We start from the raw sequence: 24,711 nt of genomic DNA on the forward strand, positions 1-24,711 counted from the left end.
GACGCACCCGTTTTGAGTAGGTCGCTCGCGCATTTGCCGAATTGATGGGCGTCTGCGCTCCGCACAGGATGGCGGCCGGAAAACGCGCCGGGATCGCCATGAAGACGAAGCCGAAAGTCCTGATCGTCAGTGAGAATGCGTCGATGATGTTCGGCGGCGAGGCATCGCTGCCATGGCATTATTTTACCAGGCTGCGAGCAAGGGGCGTCGATACCTGGCTTGTCGTCCACGAGCGTACGCGCGCCGAACTTACGCGTCTGGCGCCGGAGGCGCTGGATCGTATCCATTTCATCCCGGACAACCGGTTCAACATCTTCTGCTGGAAGATGGGGGCCAGGATGCCGGCCCAGCTCGGCGATATCACCTTCGGATATGCCAGCCGTATCGCCAACCAGATCGAGGCGCGCCGCCTGGTGCGCCGGCTCGTCCGCGACCATGCGATATCCATCGTCCACCAGCCCATTCCCGTTTCCCCGCGCGAGCCGTCCCTGATGGTCGATCTGGGCGCGCCGGTGGTGATGGGGCCGATGAACGGCAATATGTCCTATCCACCGGCCATGCAGGCAAAGGCCAAGGGAACGGTCCAGAAGATACTGGGCTCGGCGAGGGCGCTTTCCGACCATCTGCACGGCTTGATGCGCGGCAAGCGCGAAGCGGCCCTCCTGCTGGTCGCCAACCAGCGCACGCGGCTGGGCCTGCCGCCGAAATGCCGCGGCGCGGTGGTGGAACTGGTGGAAAACGGCATCGACACCGAACTCTGGCAGCCGCGGAGCGCATCGCCGTCCGGCACGGACGGCGGCATGCGCCTTCTGTTCCTGGGCCGGCTGGTGGACTGGAAGGCGGTGGACATCGTTCTGGAGGCGCTCGGGCGGTTGCCGCCGCGATGCGACGCCACGCTGGATATCATCGGCGATGGCCCCATGCGCCAGCCCTTGCAGGCGCTGGCGGAACAACTCGGCCTTGGACAGAAGGTCCGGTTCCACGGTTTCCTGCCCCAGCCCGAATGCGCCGCGGCGATGCGCAACGCGGATGCGCTTGTGTTGCCGAGCCTCTACGAGTGCGGCGGCGCGGTCGTGCTGGAGGCGATGGCGGCGGGCGTTCCCGTGATCGCCACCGCCTGGGGCGGGCCGATGGATTATCTGGATGCAAGCTGCGGGATTCTGATCGAGCCTACAGGCCGCGACGATCTGGTGGCCGGCTTCGCCTCTGCCATAGGACGGTTGGCCGCCGATCCGGCGCGGCGCGGCGCCATGGGAACCGCCGGCCGCAACAGGGCGCTGCGCAACTTCGACTGGGACGACAAGATCAGTCGGATGCTCGTGCTTTACGAGGCGGTCGCGGCCGGGCGGCCGCTGACCGACGCCGACGTGGAGCCGTCACGGCCGGCGGACAGGTTGGTGCAGCACCAGTTCATCCTCCGGCCGTCGACGCAGCGGGAATCCTGAAGGTGGGTCAGCGGTTCCGGACGCCGAAACCGCCGGCAATGGGCGTGACGACCGTCACGGCCTCGCCGGGCTCCAGCACGGTCTGATCGCAAGCCTTCAGAACCTCGATCGACCCGTCCAGGCGTCGAACCTCGGTCCGCCCGCATTCGCCGGCCGCGCCGCCCATGATGCCCCTGGGCGCGATCGAGCGATGCGACGACAGGATGGCGCAGTCCATGCGCTGCAGGAAACGAATGGTGCGCGTGGTGCCTTCGCCCGGGTCGAAGGCGCTTTCGCCGCGCTCGCCCCGGCGCAGGCCGAACTGCTCCAGCATCACCGGATAGCGCATTTCCAGGATTTCCGGATCGGTCAACCGGGAATTGGTCATGTGCACGTGCACTCCCGAGGTTCCGGCGAAGCCGCGCCCGTCATTGGTGCGTCCGGCGGGCGAGCCCGAGCAGATCGTCTCGTAGTACTGGTACTCGTCATTGCCGAAGGTCAGGTTGTTCATCGTGCCCTGGCTGTTGGCGATGGCGTCCAGCGCGCCGAAGATGGCGTTGGTGACATGCTGGGAGGTCTCGACATTGCCGGCGACCACTGCGCGCGGATAGGCCGGCTTGAGCATCGAGCCCTCCGGCACCACGATGCGGATGGGCCGCAGGCACCCCGCATTCATGGGGATCGGCGCTTCGACCATGACGCGGAAGCAGTAAAGGACCGCGGCGCGCGTGACGGGCTCCGGCGCATTGAAATTGTTGGCGATAGCCTCGGACGTCCCCGTGAAATCCACCGTCGCCGTACGGCTGGCACGATCCACGGTGATCTTGACCTTGATCGTCTGCCCCGTGTCGGTGTCATAGCTATATTCGCAGTCGTCCAGCCGGCCGATCAGCCGCGCGACTTCCTCGGCGGCGTTGTCCTGCACATGGCCCATATAGGCTTCCACGGCAGGCAGGCCGAACTCCGCCACCATGCGGCGCAGTTCCGCTGCGCCGCGCTCGTTGGCGGCGATCTGCGCCTTCATGTCGGCGATGTTCTGCGCCGGGTTGCGGGCCGGGTAGGGGTGTTCGGTCAACAGCCGCCTCAGCGCTTCCTCCTGGAAGACGCCGTCCGCCACGAGACGGAAATTGTCGATGAGCACGCCTTCCTCGTCGACGGTGGTGGCCAGCGGCGTCATGGAACCGGGCGCCGTGCCGCCGACATCGGCGTGGTGCCCGCGCGAGGCGACCCAGAATATGATGCGCTCGCCGTCCTCGTCGAAGACCGGACTGACGACGGTGATATCGGGCAGGTGGGTGCCGCCATTATAGGGGGCGTTCAGGGCGTAGACGTCACCCGGCCGGATCGTGCCCTCGTTCAGCCGGATCACGGTCTCCACCGAACGATCCATCGAACCGAGATGCACCGGCATATGCGGAGCGTTGGCCACGAGCGCGCCGTCGGCGTCGAAGACGGCGCACGAGAAATCCAGCCGCTCCTTGATGTTCACCGAGTGGGCCGTGTTCTGCAGCGCCACGCCCATCTGCTCGGCGATGGCCATGAACAGGTTGTTGAACACCTCCAGCAGGATCGGATCCGCCTGCTCGGTGCCGATTGCGCCGGCGCGAACCATTTTCTCGTGTCGCTTCAGCACGATGTGGTCGGCCGCCGTCAGGCGCGCCGTCCAGCCCGGCTCGACCACCACGGTCTGGTTGGGCTCTATGATCAGGGCAGGCCCGCGGACGGCGTCGCCTGCGGCAAGGCCCTCGCGGCGGAAGACGCCGGCTTCCCGCCACGCGCCACCGGAAAAGAACCGGACGCGCTCGTCGCTTTCGGCGGCGCGCTCCGCGTCGGCGTCCGCTTCGGACACGCTGTCTCCGGGCTGCCGGTCCCAGCCTTCCACTTCCACGGCCTCGACCGTGATGGGCTTGCCCGGCGAAATGAAGCCGAACTGCGCCTTGTGCATCGCTTCGAATTTGGCGCGCGCGGCATCCTCGTCGCCATCGAAGGGCACGTCCAGCGTCGTATCCGTTCCGTCGTAGCGCAAGTGCAGTTTGGTTCGTGTCTGCGTCGCGTCGTGCGTCACGCCTTGCTCTGCCAGTTCGCCCAGGACGGCCGCACGCAACTCGGCCGTGAGGGCGGAGACGGCCTTGCGGCTGTCCGCGCCGAACGGCCGGACAAGACCCTGCTGGCGGCTGGCGGTCACCGTCGCGAGGCCCATGCCGTAGGCCGACAGGAGGCCGGACAGGGGATGCAGCAGGATATGCTCCATGCCGAGCGCGTCGGCCACGAGGCAGGCGTGCTGGCCACCTGCGCCGCCGAACGAGTTCAACAGATAGCGCGTCACATCGTAGCCGCGCTGCACGCTGATCTTCTTGATGGCGTTGGCCATGTTCTCGACCGCGATGGTCAGGAAGCCTTCGGCCACCTCTTCGGCCGAGCGCCCTTCGCCGGCCGTGGCGGCGATCTCGGCGAATTTCCTTGCCACCGTCTCGCGGTCCAAAGGCTGGTCCTGCGCCGGGCCGAAGATAGACGGGAAATATTGCGGATTGAGCTTGCCCAGCATCACGTTGGCGTCCGTCACCGTCAGCGGGCCGCCGCGCCGATAGGCCGCCGGGCCCGGATCGGCCCCGGCGGAATCGGGGCCGACGCGGAAGCGTCCCTTTTCGGCATGCAGGATCGATCCGCCGCCTGCGGCCACCGTATGGATGCGCATCATCGGCGCGCGGATCCGCACCCCGGCGACTTCGGTGTCGAAGGCGCGCTCGTACTCGCCCGCCGAATGGGCGACGTCGGTGGAGGTGCCACCCATGTCGAAGCCGATCACGCGCGAGAATCCGGCCTGGCCCGCGGTCCGCACCATGCCGACGACGCCCCCCGCCGGCCCCGACAGGATGGCGTCCTTGCCGCGAAAGCGATCGGCCGCCGTCAGCCCGCCGGACGACATCATGAATTGCAGCGTCGGGCCGGGGTCTCCGGCGGGAGTTGCCCCCAGCGTACGGGCCACGCGCGAGACGTAACGCCCGAGGATGGGCGACAGATAGGCGTCGACGACCGTCGTGTCCCCGCGACCGACCAGCTTGATGAGCGGCGATACCTCGTGGCTCACCGAAACCTGCGAGAAGCCGAGGGACCGCACCAGTTCCGCCACGGCAATCTCATGCTGCGGATTCGTCCAGGCATGCATGAGCACGATGGCGACGGCGTCGAAGCCATCCGCGCGCGCAGCCTTGAGGGCAGGGCGAAGGCCATCCAGGTCGAGCGGGCGCTCCACCGAACCATCCGCCATCAATCGCTCCTGCACCTCCTCGACCCGCTCGTAGAGTTGTTCGGGCAGGATGATCTCCTTGGCGAAGATATCGGGCCGCGCCTGATAGGCGATCCGAAGCTGGTCCCGCAGCCCTTGCGTGATCAGCAGAAGCGTCCGCTCGCCCTTGCGCTCCAGAAGCGCATTGGTGGCCACCGTCGTTCCCATGCGCACCGTGCCGACCCGCCCAGCGGGGATGGGAGCGCCGGCCTCGACGCCGATCAACCGGCGAATGCCCTCGATGGCGGCGTCCTCGTAGGCTTCCGGGTTTTCGGAAAGCAGCTTCATCGGATGCAGTTCACCGGATGGAGCGCGCCCGATGACGTCGGTGAAGGTGCCCCCACGGTCGATCCAGAAATCCCACATGCGCTCAGCCATAGCCCAATCTCCACCTGCCGACATCACGTCGATAATTTGTTGACAAAATGCAGACGTGTAAGTCAAGCTCTGTTTTTAAGCATGCACATTTGGTAATCGGCTTTGGATGCCGGATGCTCGAACCATCGGAAGAGGGAAGCAACGCATGACCAATCTCATTCGTGTCGGCCTTGTCGGCGCCGCCTGCCTTACTGTCGGCATGGCCTCCGCACGGGCGGAAAACTGGGATATGCCGACGCCCTATGCAGACGGCATCTTCCATACGCAGAACATCGCGGAATTCGCGGCCGACGTCGGCGAGGCGACGGGCGGCGACGTGACGATCACGGTCCATTCGGCCAACTCGCTGTTCGGCCATGCGGAGATCCGCGATGCCGTGCGCGACGGATTGGTTCCGATCGGCGAGTTTCTCCTGTCGCGCCTGGCCAACGAGGATCCGATCTTCGCGCTGGACTCGATTCCCTTCCTCGCCTCGTCCTATGAAGAGTCCGAGGCGCTGTGGGCAGCATCGCGCGAGGCCGTGTCGGCCAAGCTGGCCGAGCAGGGGCTGACGTTGCTCTACGCCGTACCCTGGCCCGGCCAGAGCTTGTATCTCAAGCAGGAGATCACCGATCCGGCGCAGCTTCAGGGCCTCAACTTCCGCGCCTACAACGTCGCCACGGAACGCCTGGCCACCCTTGTCGGCGCAACGCCGACGCAGGTGGAGGAAACCGACGTGCCGACGGCCTTCTCGACCGGCCGCGTCGAGGCGATGATCACCTCGCCTTCAACCGGCGCGAACGCCAAGGCATGGGATTTCGTCAGCAACTACATCGACGTGCAGGCATGGCTTCCGAAGAATGTCGTCGTGGTCAATACGGACATGTTCGACGCCCTGAGCGATGAAGACCGCAACGCCGTTCTCGAGGCGGCCGCCGCGGCCGAAACGCGCGGCTGGGAGATGTCGCGGGCCGAGACCGACGAAAAGATCGCCGAGCTCGAAGCCGGCGGCATGGTCGTGTCGAAGCCGTCGGAGGCATTGGCGGCCAAGCTCCAGGAGGTCGGCGCCACGATGACCGCCGAGTGGGAGCAGCAGGCGGGTGACGAAGGCCGCGCCGTGGTCGAGGCATATCGCAACCGTTGATCCAGTGTGCGGGCGGCTTGCCGGCCGCCCGACCCCCGTCCGCTGCCGGAGACGATATCCACATGCGCAAGGCTCTCGACGCCCTCTACGGCGTCTCTCTTATCGGCGCCTGTCTTTCGATGGTGCTGATAGCGGCTCTCGTCTCCGTCCAGATCCTGGGGCGGGTGGCCGACAGGGTCGCCGTCCTGTTCGGGGGTGCGCGATACGGGTTCGCGATCCCTTCGCTGGCCGAAATCGGCGGGTTCCTCTTCGTGGCTTCCGCATTCCTGGCGCTGCCCGCCGCGCTGCGCTCGGCGGGGCATGTTCGCGTCACGCTGGCGTTGCGGCTGTTCGGCGACAGGGGGGACAGGATCATGTCCATCCTCGTTCTCGGCGTCGGCCTCTGCCTCGCCGCTTTCGCGGCCTGGGCCATCGGTGTCCAGACCTTCGCTTCCTTCGAGCGCGGATCGGTATCCTATGGCCTCGTGCCGATCGCCTTGTGGATTCCGCAGGCCGTGATGACCCTGGGCCTGACCATCTTCGTCATCGCCCTTCTGGACGAACTGGTTACGGCACTTTCCGGCCGGGAGCCGGCCTTTCGCAAGGTCGAGAAGGAACGCGAGACCGGCGAGGGGGCACATTGATGGATATCGGGCTCCTTTCCCTCGTTCTCGTCGTCGTCCTGTTCGGCCTGCTCCTCTGCGGGCTCTGGGTCGGCTTCGCACTTATGGCGGTTGGTCTCGTCGCCATGGAAATCGCGTCGTCCGCACCGGTCGCCTCGGTCTTCGCGCGGCGTGTCTGGGGCGCCATGAATTCATGGGATCTGACGGCGTTGCCGATGTTCATCTGGATGGGAGAAATCCTGTTCAGGTCGCGGCTGTCGTCCAACCTCTTCGGTGGTTTGGCGCCCTTCACGCGGCGGCTGCCGGGCGGCCTCCTGCACGTCAACGTCCTCGGCTGCGCGCTTTTCGCCTGCGTTTCCGGCTCTTCCGCGGCCACGACCGCAACCGTCGGGCGCATGTCGCTGCCCGAGCTGAAAAGCCGCGGCTACGATAATTCGCTTGCCATCGGCACGCTTGCAGGGTCGGGCACGTTCGGCTTCCTGATCCCGCCGTCGATCATCATGATCGTCTATGGCGCGGCGACGGAACAAAGCATCGCCCGCCTGTTCCTGGCCGGCATCGGCCCGGCCGTCCTGCTGGCCATCCTGTTTTCCGGCTTCGTGATGATCTGGGCGAGCCTCAACCGCGACAAGTTGCCGCCGCCGGAGCCGGCGCCGAGCTGGGCCGAGCGGGGGCGGGCGCTGGCCATGCTGCTGCCGACGGTGCTGCTGATCGCAGCGGTGATCGGCTCCATCTATGCCGGCCTTGCTTCGCCCACGGAGGCGGCCGTGATCGGCGTGGTCGGATCGCTCCTCATTGCCGGTCTTTCGGGCGGTCTCGACAAGGACAGCTTCGTCTCCGCACTGCGCGGGGCGGCGATCACCAGTTGCATGATCGCCTTCATCCTGGCTGGCGCATCCTTTCTGACCATCGCGATGGGCTTCACCGGAATTCCGCGCAGCCTTGCCAGCATGATCGGCGAGATGGGCCTGTCGCCCTACGCGCTGCTCGCCGTGCTGCTGGTGTTCTTCATCATCATCGGCTGCTTTCTGGACGGCATCTCCATCGTGGTCCTGACGACGTCGGTCATCCTGCCCATGGTTCTTGCCGCGGGAATAGACCCCATCTGGTTCGGCATCTTTCTGGTCTTGGTGGTGGAGATGAGCCAGATAACGCCGCCGGTCGGGTTCAATCTCTTCGTCATACAGTCCATCACCGGGCAGAACATCTTCCGCATCGCGCTCTATGCGCTGCCTTTCTTCCTCCTCCTGGTGCTGGCGACCGCCATCATCACGGTCTTTCCGGGAATTGCGTTATGGCTTCCGGGCACGATGATGAGCAATTGACGGCGGCGCCCGGCATCGGACCGGTCGTTTCGTCGGCACACCTGGCCGATTCTGGCTTGCCGGCGCTGTCGGAAGTCGAGTTCGCGCTGACCATGTCCAACCACGCTTTCCAACGCTGGATCGTCCGTTGCACGGCGGCCGCCGGGGGCCCGACCATGTCGCCCATGGAGGTGCTGATCGTGCATCTCGTGCATCATCGCGCCCGGCCCAAGACGTTGGCCGATATCTGCCTCGTCCTCAATATCGAGGACACGCACGTTGCCAGCTATGCGATCAAGAAGCTCGTGGCGCACGGCCTGGTCAAGGCAGGCCGCGAGGGCAAGGAAAAGACGGTCGCGATCACCCGGGAGGGCGCGGCCCTGTGCCGTCGCTACCGCGAGGTGCGCGAGGCGCTTCTCGTCCAGACGGCGCGCCAGCTCGGCTTCGAGGCGGGCGAGTTGTCACGCGTGGCGGCGCTGATGCGGGCGCTGTCCGGCGCCTACGACCAGGCGTCGCGCGCTGCGGCGTCCCTGTAGCGCGTGCGTTTCGCGTCCTTCCTGGCGCGCAACGCGCGCCTTGTCCTCGCTGCCGGCCTCCTCGTGGGCATCCTGGCGCCCGACCTGGCGGAACTGTTGCGCCCGGCGGTCGGCCCGACCGTCATCCTGCTCCTGTTCATCGCCGTGCTTCGCATGGGTCCGCAAGGCGTCTCGGCGGGCCTGCGCGGGCTGCCCAACGCGGTGGGCCGAACCCTCAGGCTTCAGCTTGCCGTCCCGGTGGCGCTCGCCGCAATGCTTGCCGCCGCCGGCGTGCTGGCCCACCCGATCGCGATGGGATGCGTCCTTGCGCTCGCCGCGCCCCCGATCACCGGCAGCGCCAACATAACGCTCATGGTCGGCGGAGAGCCGGGGCCGGCGTTACGGCAACTGGTGGTAGGCACCGTGCTGCTGCCGCTGACGATCGTTCCGGTTTTCCTGATGGTGCCGGCCTTCGGCTCTCCGCAGGCTGTTATGCGCTCGGCCATGGAACTGCTGGCGCTGATCGCGCTGGCCGGTGCGGCAGCGCTGGCGCTGCGACACTTCAGGCTGGTGAGGGGGACGCCGCGGGCGCTTCTGGTGATGGATGCTTCCGCGGCCTTCCTTCTGGGTGCGGTCGTGGTGGGACTGATGTCGGCGATCGGCCCCGCATTGCTGGGCCGACCCTCCGTCTTTGCGGCAACGCTTGGCGCGGCCTTCATCGTCGGCTTTGCGCCCCAGCTTGCCGCCAGCTGGTTGGCGAGCCGCAGCGATCCGGATGCGGCAACGGCCATCGGCATCACGGCGGGCAACCGCAACATGGCGCTTTTCCTCAGCGTCCTGCCGGCCGCGACGGTGGACGATGTCCTGCTGTTCGTCGGCTGCTTCCAGATCCCGATGTATCTGACGCCGTTCCTGCTGGCGCGATGGTACGGCCGGATCAACCCGACGGTTGGTCCAGGTCGAGGTGCAGGAACCGGCTGAAGTCGTTTTCCGCGTATGCGCCGAAGGGGCCGCCATCGCTGAAGCCGCGCCGGCGATAAAGGGCGATGGCAGGCTCGAATGCGTCGCCCATGCCGGTTTCGAGGCTCAATCGACGTATGCCTTTGGCCCGAGCCGTCCGGATGATCGTATCCAGGATCGCGGCGGCGGCGCCCATCCGCAGAAAGTCCGGGTGCGTGCGCATCGACTTGACCTCGGCGGTGTCGCCGCCGAGCAGTTTCAAGGCACCGATGGCGGCTACACGATCTCCGGACCATGCCGTCCAGACGGTGACGTCCGGGGATTGCAGGCCCGACAGATCCAGCGCGAAGACGGCGTCCGGCGGAGAGCTGGCATGCATTCCGGCGAGATGCAGGGCAAGGAGGCTGCGGGTTTGCTCACCCGTAAGGTCGTCGATCCTGATGTCGAGCATGGCGGGCCGGTCCGAGGCGAGGAGGATAGGTCAGGCGGCAACTCGCACGAAACGACACCCCGTGGCAACGCCGCTGATCATAAATGGCATAAGATAGATTATGGAACCTAAACACCATCGTGTCCTCATGGACGCCTGTTTCACCTCGGCACTGGACAACACATCCGGCAGTAGCAACAATATGACAGTTTTACGACAATTCGGATGGAGTGTGACGGCTTGGGAATCTGGATCCTGTTCCTGCTCGTATGGACGTCCCTCCTGTTCGCGCTGGGGCTGCAGTGGCCCCGTCTCACCATGGAAGACGGCGTCGTCGAATCGATCAGCGCTGCGCTCTTCGCCATCGCATCCGCAGTGGCCCTGGTACGGTCGATGACGTCGCGGACCATCAAGCTTCAGGACAGGATCCTGCTGGCGCTCCTGGTGCCGTTCTGCGCCTTGCTCGCGTTGAGCGAAATCAGCTTCGGCGCAAGGGTCGGTCTGGTTTCCCCGCCGGATATGTATGGTGGTGGCGAGTTCGACGGCGGCCATGATGTGATCATCCTGACGCTCCGGTTGTTGAGAGACAATCCGACCTGGGCGGCGCTTGCCGCGACGGCCCTGTTGTTCTGCCTGATCGCCTTTGTAATCCTTGGTTGGCGTTACCGTAAGGAAGCGGCCTTGTTTGTCCGGTCCAACACGACCGAGATCAACATGCGCTTCGCCTTGGCTTTCGGAGTTCTGGTCGTTGCCGTCGGTCTGGACCTCGTGCCTTCCTTCAAGGCGGGCATCCTCGAGGAAATGCTTGAACTGACCGTGGGCTTGTTGCTCGTTTCGGCGGTCACCTTTCGTCCGCGAGCCGCCTTGGCGGGCCTTCGCTTGAGGTCCGGCGACGGGTTCAAGAATTAGAAAGCCGAGAGCGTATCGGCGCCTTGAACATTGGCCGGGCGGCGGATAGCCTTGGTTTCAGCAGCCGGATTCGATTGCCGATGCGCCGTGCGCGCTCACGCCCACCAGGCGTTCCGCAATCGCCTTCTTCTTGTCCGGGCGCAGCCTGCCAACTCCGCTCGGAGACGACCTTATGCTTCGCCCGATTTTCGGCAGCGCTGCCGCTGTGCTTTGCCTCGTCCTGACCGGCGGTTCGCCGGCCGCCGCGCAGACCGCGCCGACGCTCTATTTCTCCGCCATTCCCGACGATGACGAGACGCGCCTGACGGAGCGCTTCGGCAAGGTCGCCGATTACCTGTCGGAAGCGCTCGGCGTTCCGGTGCAGTACATTCCCGTCAAGAGCTATGCCGCCTCGGTCACGGCCTTCCGCAACGACCAGATCCAGCTGGCCTGGTTCGGCGGATTGTCCGGCGTACAGGCCCGGCTGGCGGTGCCCGGCTCCCGGGCGCTGGCCCAGGGCGACGAGGACATGAAGTTCGTGTCCTATTTCATCGCCAACGAAAGCACCGGGCTGGAGCGGTCGGACGCGTTTCCGCTCGGCGCGAAGGGCATGAGCTTCACCTTCGGCGCACAGACGTCCACCTCCGGCCGCTTGTTTCCCGAGTTCTACATCCACCGGGAGACCGGTTCCGCGCCCGACGAATTCTTCTCCCGCGTCGGCTTTTCCGGCGATCACGGACAGACTCTCCGGCTCGTTTCAACGGGTGCGTTCGATGTCGGAGCGCTGAATTATACCGTCTACGACACGGCAGTCGCCGAGAATGCGCCCGAGGTGGCCGGAACCCGCATCATCTGGCAGACGCCGCCTTACCCGGATTACAACTGGACGATCCGTGGCGATGTCGACGAACGCTATGGCGAAGGCTTTTCTGACAAGGTCAAGGCCGCGTTGATCGGCATGGACGATCCGGAGTTGCTGGCCTCGTTTCCGCGGGCCGCCTTCGTCGAAACGTCCAACGAAGCCTATGCGCCCATCGAGGAAACGGCCCGCGCCCTCGGCCTTCTCGACTGACGTCGCCCGTGCTGCGCCTCAAGGACGAGACATTCGGCTATGGCGGTACGACCGTCCTGTCCGGGGTCGACTTCACCCTGTCGCCCGGTGAGCGCGTCGTGCTTCTGGGGCGCAGCGGCGCGGGAAAAAGCACGCTTCTCAACGCTGTCCATGCAAGGCTCGTCCAACGATTTCCGGAGGTTGCCCTGGTGCCCCAGGAGCATGGGCTGGTGCCGCAATTGTCGGTCTTCCACAATGTCTACATGGGCCGGCTGGATCGGCACGGCGCGCTCTACAACCTGGCAAACCTGGCAATGCCCTTCGCGCGGGAGCGGCGGGCAATGGCCGAAATTCTGGAAACCGTCGGGCTTGCAGGGTTAGAGGGCAAGGCCGTCGCAAGCCTGTCCGGGGGGCAGAAGCAGCGCACGGCCCTGGCGCGGGCCATGCACCGCGGCGGGCCCATCCTGATCGGCGACGAACCGGTTTCGGCCGTGGACGAACGCCATGCCGAGGCGCTGGTGGCCACGCTGTGCAGCCGGTTCGATACGATGTTGCTGGCGCTGCACGATGTTGCCCTGGCGCGCGGCTTCGCCAGCCGCCTCGTCGGGATCCGTGGCGGGCGGATATTGTTCGACGGGCCGGCCGCCGAAATCACGGACGAGGCCATCCATGACCTCTATCGCGCCTGAACGCAGGCGTCGGCTCCGGATCGGGCGGCGCGGCCTTACGGCTCTTTTCGTCGGCATCGCCATCGTGCTCGCACCGGCGGCGGATTTCCAGATATCGGGGCACGACCCATGGGCGGAGCTTGCCCGCATGGGCGCCGGGCTGCTTCATCCGGACTTTTCCGCGCTGGGCGCCCTCTCCTATGCCGCAGCGCTGACGATCGGCTTCGCCATATGCGGCGTGGCGCTGGGCGCGGCCGCCGGCTTCGTCATGGCGCCATTCTACGCGCAATGGCCGATCCGGATGTTCTGCGTCTCCATACGCGCGATCCACGAACTCTTCTGGGCCCTGATGCTGATGCAGGTCGGCGGCCTTTCCGCAATGACGGGCATCCTTGCCATCGCCATTCCCTATGCGGGCATCTTCGCAAAGGTCTTCTCGGAATATCTGGACGAGGCCGATCCACGCCCGGCGGCGGCCATGCCCGTACGGGCCGATATCGTCTCGGTGCACTTCTTCGCACGCCTGCCGCTGGCCGCACGGGAATGCCGGACCTACCTGATGTATCGTCTGGAATGCGGGTTGAGGTCCAGCGCCGTGCTTGGTTTCATCGGCCTGCCGACGCTGGGCTTCCAACTGGATACCTTCTTCCGGCAGGGCCTGTACGGCGCTGTCGCGGCGGTGCTGATCCTCTATTACGTCGTCATCGCGACGATGCGGCACTGGATGCGCCCGCGCCTGGTTCCCTGGTATCTGGTCGCCTCCATCGCCCTCATGGCAAGCCTGGCGACCCCGCCCATGGCATCCGGCGCGTTCTGGCGCTTCCTGACCGTCGATATCGTTCCGGCGCCGCTGCGCAACGGCGACCTGTCGAGCCCCGATACCTGGTCGCGCCTGGGCGACTGGCTGCATATGCTGCTCGTCGGACAGGCCCTGCCCGGCCTTGCCGCGACGATGATCGTGGCGCAGATCGCGCTGGTGCTGGCCGGCATCGTCGCGCTTGTCGGTTTCGGCTTTCTCGTCGCGCCGGTGGTCGGCCGCCTTCCGGCCTGGTTCGGGCATTTCGGGCTGGTGGTCGGGCGCTCGACGCCCGAATACATGCTCGCCTATATCGCGCTGCAGGTCTTCGGTCCGTCGATGCTGCCGGCTGTTATTGCCCTCGGCCTCCACAATGGGGCGATCATCGCACATCTGCTCGGACGGCAGGCCGAGGCTGTGCATGAGGGGCTGCGCGCCGACGCGCCGCGTGGCATCGTGCTTTACGCTTATGAGCTTCTGCCGCGCGTCTACGGCTCGTTCCTTGCGCTCTGCCTCTATCGATGGGAAATCATCGTGCGGGAGTCCGCTATCGTCGGCCTGCTGGGCATCGCGACACTCGGCTTCTACGTGGACATCGCCATCCAGGAAATCCGCATCGACCGCGCGCTGGTGCTGCTGTTCGTCTGCGTGCTGGCGACGCTGGCCATCGACGCCGCCTCACGCCGCTTACGCGCGGCAACGGGGCTGGATCGGCTGACATCCATCACGCATCGCGCTTCATGATCCATTCCAGGTCCGGATCGGCCACGAAGCGCCATTTGCGCAGGGGCCCCGCCATGACGTTCAGGTAATACATGTCGACGCCATAGGGCGCGGCGCATGGGTGGTGCCCGCGCGGCACCAGCACCACGTCGCCATCCGCGACGGCCATCGCTTCGTCCAGCGCACGATCGTCGGTGTAGACCCGCTGCAGGCCGAAGCCGTTGGCAGGAGAGAGCCGGTGATAATAGGTCTCTTCCAGATAGGTGATACGGGGGTAATCGTCTTCATCGTGCCGGTGGCTGGGGTAGCTCGACCAATGGCCGGCGGGCGTGAACACCTCCGTCACCAGCAGACTATCGCACCAATCTTCAGCTTCCATCGCTATATTGTTGATATAGCGTGTATTCGTGCCCTTGCCGCGCTCGGTCAGCGTAATGCCGTCCGGGCCGATCCGGCGGGGCTCGTGGCCCCCGCGCCCCGGTGCAAGGCAGACGGCCAGCGTGCAATCCGTCTGCGCGCGCGCCTGCCAATCCTGCCCGTCGGGTACATAGAGGCAATGCGGCGGCGTACGCTCGAAGACGTCCATGCGGTTGCCGAGGACGCCCCAATCGCGGCCGGCCGCATGGAACTCGGCCTTGCCCTCCACCATGACCAGGATGGCCTCGTTGCCGCCGGTCGCCTCCGCCGCCGTATCGCCCGCGCGCAGGCGGTACAGGGAGAAGCCGACGTGGCGCCAGCCGGCGGATTGCGGCGTGATCTCGTGGACCTTTCCATGCGTGCCGAACGGTTTGCGTAGAAGTTGAACCATCGTGTCGTTTCCCTTGCCCATCCTTGTTCAGGCGGCGGCCTTGTCCAGTCCGGCTTCGCGGCTCATCGCGCGCAGGGAACGCAGCCCCATGTCCTGGTAGACGAAGGGATCCCGCACGAGGCTGTCCTGCTCTGCCTCGATCACCAGCCAGCCCTCATAGCCGTGCCGTGCGGCGATCTCCAGAACGGGTCGGAAATCGACGCAGCCCTCGGCATCGCCCGGCACGGTGAACGCTCCCTGCCGGACGCCTTCCAGGAAGCTCAAGCCCTCTGCACGCACCTTGTCCATGATGGGGCGGCGCACATTCTTGGCGTGGATGTGGGTGACGCGGTCCATGTAGCGCGCCGCGATCTCGGCCGGGTCCGCACCACCAAAGGTGCAATGGCCCGTATCCAGCAACAGGCGCGTATGCGGCCCGGCCATCTCCATGAAGCGGTGGATGTCTTCGGCGGATTCGACGATCGTTCCCATATGGTGGTGATAGGCCATCAAGACCCCCTGCCCGGCGGCGAATTCCGACAATGCCTCGTAGCCGGACGAGAAACGCCGCCACTCCGCCTCGGTCAGGATCGGCCTGTCGTTGACGGCGATATCGTCGCGCCCGTGCACGGTGTTGGAGCATTCGCAGGCATTGATGCGGTCGCCGCCCGCCGCCTTCACGAAATCGATGAAGCCCTGCAACGCGGCCTTCTCCGTTTCGATGTCGTTGACGAGAAGGTTGGTCGAGTGCCAGCCCCCCGCAAAATGCAGGCCGTAGCCGCCCAGCACCGTCCCGAGCTCCGCCCCCTCGGCCGGCATCTTGTGGCCGCGCTCTATGCCGTCGAAGCCGATGCGCCTGCAATCGGAAAGGCAGTCGTCCAGCGTCAGGTGCGCCCCGATGGAATGGTCGTCGTCATTGGACCATGCGATGGGGTTCGTGCCGTAGAGGATCATGCTTCATGCTCCGGATGGTCTAGTCGACGAGGTTCTGTCGCGCGCGGTTTTTGCCGTAGCGCGCAAGGGCCGCCTCGCCCTGCGGGCCGCGCGGCGCTTCCGGCACGGCGACGTCCCACCAATGGCCGCCGCCGGCCTCGCCCGGGCCCGGCTGCGGATCGGTGTCGATGACGATGACGCTGGGTCGGTCGCGCCCGCGCGCCGCACGCACCGCCGCTTCCAGGGCCGCGATGCCGTCCACCTTTTCGGCATGGGCGCCCATGGAGGCCGCATGCGCCACGAAATCGATTTCCGGTTCGGCCATGCCGCGGCAGTCGCGGTAGAGATTGTTGAACGCCGCGCCGCCGGAAGCCGCCTGCAGGCGGTTGATGCAGCCGAAGCCGCGATTGTCGGTCAGGACGACGGTGAAGGGCAGCCGCATCATCACCGCCGTCGCCAGCTCCGAATTGGCCATCATGTAGGAGCCGTCGCCTGTGAAGCAGACGATATCCCTGTCGGGCAGGGCCATCCTGGCGCCCAGTGCCCCGGCCAGCTCGTAGCCCATGCAGGAATATCCGTACTCCATGTGGTAGCCGCCCGCCGATGCCTGCCAGAGCAGCTTGAGCGCGCCTGGCATGGTGCCGGCGGCGCATAGCACCGTCGTCTGCGGCCCGGACGCACGCTGCACCGCGCCGATCACCTGCGCGTCGGTGGGCAGGCGGTTGACGCCGTCGCCCTCCGGCGCTGCGCAGTGCGCGTCCACCCGTGCCAGCCATGCGACGCGCGCAGCCGGGTCGAACCAGCCGGACTTGTGGTCGCCGAGTGCGGCGGACAGGCGCTCCAGCCCAACCCGGGCGTCCGCGACCAGCCCGTGGGCGCCGTGCTTGGCGGCGTCGTAGGGCTGCACGTTGAGCGATACGAGGCGGCGTCCCGGCGCCTGGAACAGCGTCCACGAGCCGGTCGTGAAATCCTGGAACCGGGTGCCGACGCCCAGGACGAGATCGGCAGTCTCGCACAATCGGTTGGCGCTCGCGGAGCCGTCCACGCCGGCCGCGCCGAAGTTAAGCTTGTGGGCTTGCGGCAGCGCGGATTTGCCGGCCTGCGTTTCCACGACGGGGATGCCATGCCTTTCGGCAAATTGCGACAGCGCGTCCTGCGCCCCGGAATAGATGACGCCGCCGCCACACACGATGACGGGCTTGCGCGCGCCGCGCAGCAACGACGCGATCTCGGCCAGCTCGCCGGCATCCGGCTCGGGGCGGCGGATGCGCCAGACCCGTTCCGCAAAGAAGGCCGACGGCCAGTCATGCGCCTCGGTCTGGACATCCTGGCAGAAGGCCAGCGTCACCGGGCCGCATTCGGCGGGATCTGTCATGATCCGCATGGCGCGCGGCAAGGCGGTCAAAAGTTGCTCCGGCCGGGTGATCCTGTCGAAATACCGGCTGACCGGCCGGAAACAGTCATTGGCGCTGACCGTGCCGTCCGTGAAGTCCTCGACCTGCTGCAGCACAGGGTCGGGCCGGCGGTTGGCGAAGACGTCGCCCGGCACCAGCAGCAGCGGCAGCCGGTTCACATGGGCCAGGGCGGCGGCGGTGACCATGTTGGTCGCGCCGGGGCCGATCGAGGACGTGACGCACATCGCTTGCCGGCGCGCCCTGGCCTTGGCGAAGGCGATGGCGGCGTGCGCCATGGTCTGCTCGTTCTGGCCGCGCCATGTCGGCAAGGCATCGCCCGCCCCTTCCAGCGCCTCGCCGAGCCCCGCCACATTGCCATGGCCGAAGATGGCCCAGACGCCTTCGATGAAGCGGGCCCCGTCTTCGTTGCGCTGGGCGGCCAGCCACCGCACCATGGCCTGCGCCGCCGTCAGGCGGATCGTTTGTCCATTCTCGCTCATGCAACCTCGCGCCGGCCCGCCTGGGCCTCGTCCCACAGCCGGCACAGGCGGCCGTATCGCTCGGCCACCGCGTCGACGACCGCTTCATCGCTCAACTCGCCCTTCAACCACGCACGGGCAGCATCTGCGAAAATGGTCCTGCCGACGGCAAAGCCCCGCACCAGCGGAAACGAGGCCGCCGCCGCGAACGATGCGGCGAGCTCTTCCTCCGGCGCATCCAGGCCCAGGACGAGGATGCCGCGCGTATTGTCGTCGTGCCGCTCGATGGCGGCGATCGCCCGCTCCCACGCCAGGGAGCTTTGCAACGGCTCGAGCTTCCACCAGTCGGGATAGACCCCGATCTGGTAAAAGCGGTCGATCAGCCGGGCATTGGTGTCGGCATCGACGAGGCCGACCTTCGAAGGGATGATCTCCAGCAGGAATTCCAGCCCGTTGCGCCGCGCGGCGGTGAACAGGCGCGTAACCGTTTCTTCCTGTGTCGCGCGCATCTCCGCCGTATCGTCCGGATGGCAGAAACACAGCACCTTCGCCACCTGGCTGCGGGGCCACTCCTCCAGCCCGCCGCAGTCGGGGCCAAGCTCGGGCTCCAGCGTCAGCGGGCGGGAGCCCGGCCATTCGCAGGGGCGGCCGACCCAGAGCCCGGTGCCCGATGCCGCCTGGAGGGCCTGCCGGCCGATCCGGTCATCGCACAAAATGCCATATCCGGCGGCGCCACCGGCAACCCGCTCGGCGGCCGCAAGGCAAAGGCGCTTGAAGGCGCCGCCCCTGGCCGCCGTGTAGCCGTCCATATCCTCAAGCTGGATACGATGGTCGAAGGCGAAGACCCTGAGGCTTGGCCATGCGCCCGCCCGGTTGGTGGACCAGTGAAGCTGTTCCAGCGCAGCATCGTTGCGCAGGTCCGGGCGGACGACACCGCGCCGAAGAAAGAAATCCAGTTCCCGCCGGCTGGGATAGGCCGGCGTGCAGCCATGCCGCGACACGGCGAAGGCGCCGCAGGCGTTTGCGTATTCCAGCGCGCGCGGCCATGTCGCATCGCCGAGCCAGCCGAGCAGAAGGCCGGCGAAAAATCCGTCGCCCGCGCCCAGCACGTTAAAGACCTCGATGGGAAAGCCGGGGCCGGCTTCCGCCAGATCGAGATCGTCCGGGATTGCGCCGGACATCGCCACCGCGCCCCGTGCGCCCCGCTTGCAGACCAGCGTCGCGGCGGTCACGGCCCGTACGGCGCCGAGCGCGGCAAGCGTGTCCGTCGTCCCGCCGGCGATGTGGAACTCTTCTTCCGTGCCGACGATCAGGTCGAAGAGATGCAGTGTGGATTGCAGCTTTTGCGTTACGCGCGTGCTTTCCACGAAGCGGCTTTCGCCTTCGCCATGCGTGGCGACGCCCCACAGATTGGGCCGATAGTCGATGTCTAGGGCCGTCCTGGCGCCGCTTTCGCGGGCAATACGCAACGCCTTCAGCACCGCGGCTTCGGTGCCCGGGTTGGAAAGATGCGTGCCCGTGGCCACCAGGGAGCGCGCCGATGCGATGAAATCGGGGTCGATGTCGTCTTCGGCGAGCGCCATGTCGGCACAGTTTTCGCGATAGAAGATCAGCGGAAACGAGTCTTCGTCACGGATGCCCAGCAGCACCAGGGCCGTCAGCCGGTGCGCGTCGGTGGTGACACCGCGTGTGTCCACCCCTTCACGCCGCAACTGCTCGATAATGAACCGCCCCATATGCTCGTTGCCGACCCGGGTGATGACGGCGCTTTTCAGGCCCAGCCGCGCCGCGCCGCAGGCGATGTTGGTGGGGCTGCCGCCGATATATTTCCGGAACGACCCCATATCCTCCAGCCGGCCTCCGATCTGGGCGCCGTAAAGATCGACGCTGGACCGGCCGATGGTGATGACATCTAGAGATCTATCCATGAATTCAGACCGTTCCGCCGAGTTCTTCGGACAGGGATTGAAGCTCCTTGCCGCCTGCCATCAGGTTCTGCAGTTCTTCGGTGGTGATGCCGCCCTTGTCGAAGGTGCCCAGCGTCCTGCCGCGGTTCAACACGGTGAACCTGTCTCCCACCGCCATGGCGTGCCGGGTATTGTGGGTGATGAAGATGACGCCTAGGCCGGCGGCGCGCACCTGCCCTATATACTTCAGCACCATGGATGTCTGCGCGACGCCGAGCGCCGAGGTCGGTTCGTCGAGGATCAGCACCTTCGCGCCGAAATGCACCGCACGCGCAATGGCGACGCATTGCCGCTCGCCCCCCGAAAGCGTGCCGACGGCCTGCTGCGGCTCGCGCACGTCGATGCCGATGCGCTTCATCTGCGTCCGGGTTATGTCGTCCGCCTTCTTCAGGTCGATACGGCGGAAGGGCCCGAAACCCGTTGTCGGCTCCTGTCCCATGAAGAAATTGCGCGTCACCGACATCAGCGGGATCATCGCCAGATCCTGATAGACGGTGGCGACTCCTGCCTCCAGCGCGTCGCGCGGGCTGGCGAGGATGCGCGGCTTGCCGTCGATCAGGAATTGCCCGCTGGTCGGGCGGTGCACCCCGGCCAGCGTATTGATGAGCGTGGATTTGCCGGCGCCGTTGTCGCCCAGAAGGCACAGCACCTCGCCTGCCCCGACATGCATGGAGACGCCGTTGAGCGCGATGACGGAGCCGAAATGCTTGACGAGGTCGCGCACCTCGATCAGCGGCGTCGTGGTGGCGGACATCAGCGTTCCCCCGTGACGCGCTTGCGGATGACGTTGTTGAACACGACCGCCAGAAGCAGCATGCCACCCAGGAAGACCAGATACCAATCCTGGTCGATGCTCGTGTAGGTCAGGCCGATCAACACCATGCCGAAGACGATGGAGCCGAAGAAGGCGCCGATAGCCGAGCCGTAGCCGCCGGTCAGGAGGCATCCGCCGATGACGGCCGCGATGATGGCCTCGAACTCCTTCTGGAAGCCGCGCCGCGCGTCCGTGGAGCCGGCGTCCAGCACCGTCAGGATGGCCACGAGCGTGGCGCAGGAGGCGGTGATGATGAAGAGGATCGTCTTGACCCGGTCCACCGGCACGCCCACCTTGCGCGCGGCACGCGGATCGCCTCCGGACGCGAAGATCCAGTTGCCGAAGGGAGTGCGCAGCAGAAGCCAGGTTGCGAAGAGCGCGAACAGCACGAACCAGAGAATCTCCACCGGCACGCCCGGTACGGTGGGCTGGCCATTGGGAAAGGCGGCGATCGCGCCGCGCTCCGCCAGCCATCGGAACAGTCCGCCGAAGGCATCGCCGGAAAAGACGGGCGTCAGCACGCTGCCTTCCGCCGCCTCGCGCATGCCGCGCAACTGCGTGGAACCGCCGCTGGCCCATTTGAGGCCGACCAGCGTCAGGCCCCGCAGGATGAACAGGAACGCCAGTGTGACGATGAATGACGGCAGGCCCGTGCGCAGCACGATCTGGGCGTTGACGCTGCCGACCAGAATGGCAAAGCCGAACGCAACGAGGATCGCCAGCGGCAGCGGCAGCTCCCACACGACGAGGGCCGCGCCGAAGACCAGCCCGGCAAAGGCGACCATCGATCCGATGGACAGGTCGAACTCTCCGCCGATCATCAGGAGCGCCGCACCGATGGCGAGGATGCCGAGCTGCGCTGCCGGCGCCATGAAGTTCATGACGCCGGCCAGCGTGAACATCGCAGGGTTGGCGTAAAGGACGAAGAAGATCGTCACAAGCACGAGGCCCGCGACCGCGCCGAGTTCGGGCCGGCGCAGAAGCGCCGTGGCGAAGGAAGTGCGCTTGAGACGCTCGTCTTCGTCGATCATCAGCGGATGCCCTTGGCGGCGTTCTCGATCACCTCGGCCGCGGTGTCCCTGGTGACGAAGCTCGGACCGGAGGCGACGTTGCCGGCCGGCATGGTGCCGTAGCGGGCGTTGAGCGCCAGGAAGGACACGGGCAGATAGCCCTGCAGATAAGGCTGCTGATCGACCGCGAAATCGGCCTTGCCGTCCGCGATGGCCTGCAGGAAGCCGGGCGACATGTCGAAGGTGGCGACATGCACCTTCCCGGTCAGGCCCAGCCGCTCGGTGACGGCTACGGCCGGCTCTCCCACCAGTGGCGCCGACAGACCGACGATGGCATCGACGGACGGGTCGCTGGACAGCGCGGCCTGGATCTTCGCTTCCGTTTCGGATGGATCGGTGGTGGTGGGCAGCACGGTGACCTTGCCGCCGCCGAGCCCTTCGGTGACGCCCGCGCAGCGTTGGTCCAGGGCTGCGTTGCCCACCTCGTGGTTGACGCAGAGAACGTTCTTGAGGCCCATCTCCTCGAACCGCGCACCGACGGCCTGCCCGGCGGCGGCCTCTTCCTGTCCGACATGCAGGCGGATGCCGAGCTGGTCCACTGCCGCTATGCCGGAATTCATGGAGATGACCGGGATTCCTGCGGCCACCGCCCGCTCGATTGCTGGGCCGAGCGCGTCCGGATCGGGGTTGGAAACCACGATGCCGGCCGGGTTCTGGTTGACGGCGGCCTCGATGAGCTGCGCCATCTGCACCATGTCGAAGGTTTCCGGGGCGCGATAGTCGACCGAGACGTTCATGTCCCCGGCGGCCTGCGTCATCCCGTTCTTGACGATGGACCAGAACGGATCGGATGCCTGTCCGTGCGTCACGGCGATGATCTGGATGGCGTCCTGTGCCTTGCTGGGCTGGCTGGTGGCGACGAGCGCGCCCGCCATGGCAGTACCGACGACGAGCGCCTTGATGAAGCGTTTCATGACCTTCCTCCCGAATGCGCGGCCGTTTCGGCCCGCCCTATCATGCCTGCGGCTTTTGCAGCGCGCTTGCGGCACATGGGGAATCAGTATCACGACGCTCGCTAAAATCAATCCATTCGTTTCATTTCATATAAAATGGAATGACTTGCGCTTTTGTCATCCGGCGCGGCGGTCGGCCAGCGTGACGACGAGCGTCAGGGCAAGCGTCAATGTCGCCGAAAGAGAGCGGAAGCCGCGGAAGTCGCCTTCGACGACTTCCAGCCAAATATCCGCATGGGCGCATAACGGACTGAAGGGACTGTCTGTAATGGCGACGAGCGGCACGCCCGCCCCGGCCAGTTTCCGCCCCCAATCCACCGTCACCGGTGCATAGGGGGTAAAGGACACCGCAATCGCCGCATCGCGGGGTGTGGCGAAGGAGATCGTTTCCGGATCGGTCCCCATGGCCGACCCGACCAGCGTGTTGCGCACGCCCAGATTGCCGAGCGCGTAGCTCATGTACGAGGTAACCGGAAACGAGCGGCGCTGACCGACGAGATAAATGGTTTCCGCCTTGGCCAGCAACGCGGCCGCCTTGTCCAGAAGGGCAAGATCCGTGCGCTCGTGAAGGCCGGCCACCGATTTGTTGGCGGCGGCGCACAGGCCGTCCAGCACGGACCCCGCATCGGATTGCGCAAGTTCGCCGGTGCGCAGCGCCAGCATGCGTTCGTCGTAGTTGGATACGTGGTTGCGGAGCCTTTCGCGGAACAGCGCCTGCATATCGGTAAAGCCGGCGAAGCCGAGAGCCTGGCCGAAACGCACCAGCGCGGACGGCTGCACGCCGGCCTCCTCCGCTATGCGCGCCGTGGTGCCCAACGCCACGTCGTCTGGCCGCGCCATCACGAAGCTAGCCACCTGACGCAAGCGTTTCGGCAGCCGGACCTGCCCGCCGGAAAGACGTTCTTTCAGTTCCGCGAAATTGCGGGGCGGCGTAGCCACGTCGTCGATCATCGAACCCGTTCCGATCCTGCACGCAAAGAATACACGTTCCAATATGTTGCGAAAGTGACATATTGCTTCTATTTTGCCGGGCGGGGAGGATCAGCAGCATGTCTACGCTCGGCATTGGCCTTGTCGGTACAGGATTCATGGGCAAATGCCACGCTCTGGCCTGGAACGCGGTGGCCGCGACCTTTGCAGAGACGCTGCGCCCCCGCCTGGTCCATCTGGCCGAGGCCGAAGCCGACCTGGCGGGGCGGAAGGCGACGGAGCTTGGTTTCGCCAGGGCGAGCGGCGACTGGCGCGCGCTGATCGACGATCCCGACGTGGACGTCGTCTCGATCGCCGCACCTAACCCGCTGCACGCCGACATCGCCATCGCGGCGCTTCAGGCGGGCAAGCACGTCTGGTGCGAGAAGCCGATGGCCACTACACGTGCCGACGCCAAGGCAATGCGCGATGCCGCCGCGGCAACGGGCCGCGTCGCGGCGCTTGGCTACAACTATATCCAGAATCCGGCGATCCGCCAGATGGAGGCCCTCGTGGAGGGCGGCGTGATCGGGGCCGTCAATCACGTCCGCCTCGAGATGGACGAGGACTTCATGGCCGACGCGGATGCCCCCTTCGCCTACAAGAACGAAGCGCGTTCGGGGCATGGCGCGCTGGACGACTTCGCCGTCCATCCGCTGTCGCTTCTCTGGCGGCTGGCCGGGCCGGTATCGGCGGTGATGACGCATCAGGCGCGTCCCTACCCAAGCCGCTCGGGCCGACCGGTGGAAACGCACGAGATCGCGACGAGCCTTATGCAACTGGCCAGCGGCGCTTCGGGCCTTTTGGTCGCCAACCGCGCGGCATGGGGCCGAAAGGGACGGATCGCCATACAGCTTTTCGGATCGCGCGGGACGATGCTCTACGATCAGGAGCGCATGAACGAGTTCCAGCTCTTCACTCGCGAGGGCCCGGACCCTACGCAAGGCTTCCGCACCATCCTGTCCGGTCCCGTCCATCCGCCCTACGACCGGTTCGTTCCGGCCCCCGGCCATGGGCTGGGCTTCAACGACCTGAAGGTCATTGAAGCGCATGAGGTGATGGCCGCCATCGAAGGCAAGCCCGCCCGCATTGTGGATTTCGACATGGGCCTTGCCATCGAGGATACCGTCCACGCCATGGCGCGCTCGCACGCCGAACGCGCCTGGGTCGCCATTTGAAACTGCATCGAACTCGGAT

Annotated in this window: 21 protein-coding genes; 11 read left to right on the forward strand and 10 right to left on the reverse strand. The window is 66.2% G+C overall.

The features are described 5' to 3' along the window. The first annotated feature begins 98 nt into the window (after positions 1–98). Positions 99–1,445, forward strand: coding sequence for a glycosyltransferase family 4 protein (locus tag NDN16_RS11990; RefSeq protein WP_251113815.1), 1,347 nt, complete (start codon positions 99–101; stop codon positions 1,443–1,445). A gap of 7 nt (positions 1,446–1,452) precedes the next feature. On the opposite strand, the gene NDN16_RS11995 is transcribed toward NDN16_RS11990, so the two are convergent. Continuing rightward, the gene (locus tag NDN16_RS11995) at positions 1,453–5,088 is read right to left on the reverse strand and encodes a hydantoinase B/oxoprolinase family protein (protein ID WP_251113816.1); all 3,636 of its coding nucleotides are present in this window, start codon (positions 5,086–5,088) and stop codon (positions 1,453–1,455) included. 145 nt (positions 5,089–5,233) lie between these two features. Between NDN16_RS11995 and NDN16_RS12000 the strand changes: the two genes are divergently transcribed. The 5 genes from NDN16_RS12000 (at position 5,234) to NDN16_RS12020 (ending at position 9,613) form a co-directional block, all read left to right on the forward strand. Further along, on the forward strand, positions 5,234–6,211 hold the full coding sequence (locus tag NDN16_RS12000; protein ID WP_251113817.1) for a TRAP transporter substrate-binding protein: 978 nt from the start codon (positions 5,234–5,236) through the stop codon (positions 6,209–6,211). A 62-nt stretch (positions 6,212–6,273) separates the two neighbouring features. Beyond that, entirely contained in the window at positions 6,274–6,834 is a 561-nt protein-coding gene (locus NDN16_RS12005; protein WP_251113818.1) for a TRAP transporter small permease, read from the forward strand. Continuing rightward, positions 6,834–8,138: a TRAP transporter large permease gene (locus tag NDN16_RS12010; protein ID WP_251113819.1), complete on the forward strand. Its 1,305-nt coding sequence runs from the start codon at positions 6,834–6,836 to the stop codon at positions 8,136–8,138. The genes NDN16_RS12005 and NDN16_RS12010 overlap by 1 nt, the downstream gene beginning before the upstream one ends. Beyond that, positions 8,108–8,653: a winged helix DNA-binding protein gene (locus NDN16_RS12015; protein ID WP_251113820.1), complete on the forward strand. Its 546-nt coding sequence runs from the start codon at positions 8,108–8,110 to the stop codon at positions 8,651–8,653. The genes NDN16_RS12010 and NDN16_RS12015 overlap by 31 nt, the downstream gene beginning before the upstream one ends. A gap of 3 nt (positions 8,654–8,656) precedes the next feature. Further along, on the forward strand, positions 8,657–9,613 hold the full coding sequence (locus NDN16_RS12020) for a hypothetical protein (protein WP_251113821.1): 957 nt from the start codon (positions 8,657–8,659) through the stop codon (positions 9,611–9,613). Here NDN16_RS12020 and NDN16_RS12025 read toward each other — a convergent pair. Next, on the reverse strand, positions 9,570–10,043 hold the full coding sequence (locus NDN16_RS12025) for a GNAT family N-acetyltransferase (protein ID WP_251113822.1): 474 nt from the start codon (positions 10,041–10,043) through the stop codon (positions 9,570–9,572). The two genes, NDN16_RS12020 and NDN16_RS12025, sit on opposite strands and share 44 nt — an antisense overlap. Before the next feature lie 219 nt (positions 10,044–10,262). Here NDN16_RS12025 and NDN16_RS12030 point away from each other — a divergent pair, with 219 nt between their 5' ends. From NDN16_RS12030 to NDN16_RS12045, 4 genes are all read left to right on the forward strand, one after another. Further along, a complete protein-coding gene (locus NDN16_RS12030; protein ID WP_251113823.1) occupies positions 10,263–10,931 on the forward strand; it encodes a hypothetical protein in 669 nt (222 codons plus the stop codon). A 172-nt stretch (positions 10,932–11,103) separates the two neighbouring features. Continuing rightward, the gene (locus NDN16_RS12035; protein ID WP_251113824.1) at positions 11,104–11,982 is read left to right on the forward strand and encodes a putative selenate ABC transporter substrate-binding protein; all 879 of its coding nucleotides are present in this window, start codon (positions 11,104–11,106) and stop codon (positions 11,980–11,982) included. A gap of 8 nt (positions 11,983–11,990) precedes the next feature. Continuing rightward, on the forward strand, positions 11,991–12,650 hold the full coding sequence (locus NDN16_RS12040; protein WP_251113825.1) for an ATP-binding cassette domain-containing protein: 660 nt from the start codon (positions 11,991–11,993) through the stop codon (positions 12,648–12,650). Continuing rightward, on the forward strand, positions 12,631–14,169 hold the full coding sequence (locus NDN16_RS12045; RefSeq protein ID WP_251113826.1) for a PhnE/PtxC family ABC transporter permease: 1,539 nt from the start codon (positions 12,631–12,633) through the stop codon (positions 14,167–14,169). The genes NDN16_RS12040 and NDN16_RS12045 overlap by 20 nt, the downstream gene beginning before the upstream one ends. On the opposite strand, the gene iolB is transcribed toward NDN16_RS12045, so the two are convergent. The 8 genes from iolB to NDN16_RS12085 form a co-directional block, all read right to left on the reverse strand. Then, positions 14,150–14,956: a 5-deoxy-glucuronate isomerase gene (iolB, locus tag NDN16_RS12050; protein ID WP_251113827.1), complete on the reverse strand. Its 807-nt coding sequence runs from the start codon at positions 14,954–14,956 to the stop codon at positions 14,150–14,152. The genes NDN16_RS12045 and iolB overlap by 20 nt on opposite strands. Before the next feature lie 27 nt (positions 14,957–14,983). Continuing rightward, positions 14,984–15,889, reverse strand: a complete 906-nt coding sequence (iolE, locus tag NDN16_RS12055) for a myo-inosose-2 dehydratase (RefSeq protein WP_251113828.1) — start codon at positions 15,887–15,889, stop codon at positions 14,984–14,986. A gap of 19 nt (positions 15,890–15,908) precedes the next feature. After that, positions 15,909–17,762 (reverse strand): 3D-(3,5/4)-trihydroxycyclohexane-1,2-dione acylhydrolase (decyclizing), encoded by a 1,854-nt coding sequence (gene iolD / locus NDN16_RS12060; RefSeq protein ID WP_251113829.1) that lies wholly within the window; start codon positions 17,760–17,762, stop codon positions 15,909–15,911. Beyond that, positions 17,759–19,669, reverse strand: coding sequence for a bifunctional 5-dehydro-2-deoxygluconokinase/5-dehydro-2-deoxyphosphogluconate aldolase (locus NDN16_RS12065; protein ID WP_251113830.1), 1,911 nt, complete (start codon positions 19,667–19,669; stop codon positions 17,759–17,761). Before NDN16_RS12065 ends, iolD begins: the two co-directional genes overlap by 4 nt. A gap of 4 nt (positions 19,670–19,673) precedes the next feature. Continuing rightward, on the reverse strand, positions 19,674–20,462 hold the full coding sequence (locus tag NDN16_RS12070; RefSeq protein ID WP_251113831.1) for an ATP-binding cassette domain-containing protein: 789 nt from the start codon (positions 20,460–20,462) through the stop codon (positions 19,674–19,676). Next, on the reverse strand, positions 20,462–21,553 hold the full coding sequence (locus NDN16_RS12075) for an ABC transporter permease (RefSeq protein ID WP_251113832.1): 1,092 nt from the start codon (positions 21,551–21,553) through the stop codon (positions 20,462–20,464). Before NDN16_RS12075 ends, NDN16_RS12070 begins: the two co-directional genes overlap by 1 nt. Beyond that, positions 21,553–22,506, reverse strand: a complete 954-nt coding sequence (locus tag NDN16_RS12080; RefSeq protein ID WP_251113833.1) for a sugar ABC transporter substrate-binding protein — start codon at positions 22,504–22,506, stop codon at positions 21,553–21,555. Before NDN16_RS12080 ends, NDN16_RS12075 begins: the two co-directional genes overlap by 1 nt. 156 nt (positions 22,507–22,662) lie before the next feature. Further along, the gene (locus NDN16_RS12085) at positions 22,663–23,496 is read right to left on the reverse strand and encodes a MurR/RpiR family transcriptional regulator (protein WP_251113834.1); all 834 of its coding nucleotides are present in this window, start codon (positions 23,494–23,496) and stop codon (positions 22,663–22,665) included. A gap of 98 nt (positions 23,497–23,594) precedes the next feature. Here NDN16_RS12085 and NDN16_RS12090 point away from each other — a divergent pair, with 98 nt between their 5' ends. Continuing rightward, entirely contained in the window at positions 23,595–24,692 is a 1,098-nt protein-coding gene (locus NDN16_RS12090; protein WP_251113835.1) for a Gfo/Idh/MocA family protein, read from the forward strand. The last annotated feature ends 19 nt before the right edge of the window (positions 24,693–24,711 follow it).

Source organism: Aureimonas altamirensis, from assembly GCF_023702225.1.
Taxonomy (GTDB): Bacteria; Pseudomonadota; Alphaproteobacteria; order Rhizobiales; family Rhizobiaceae; genus Aureimonas; species Aureimonas altamirensis_B.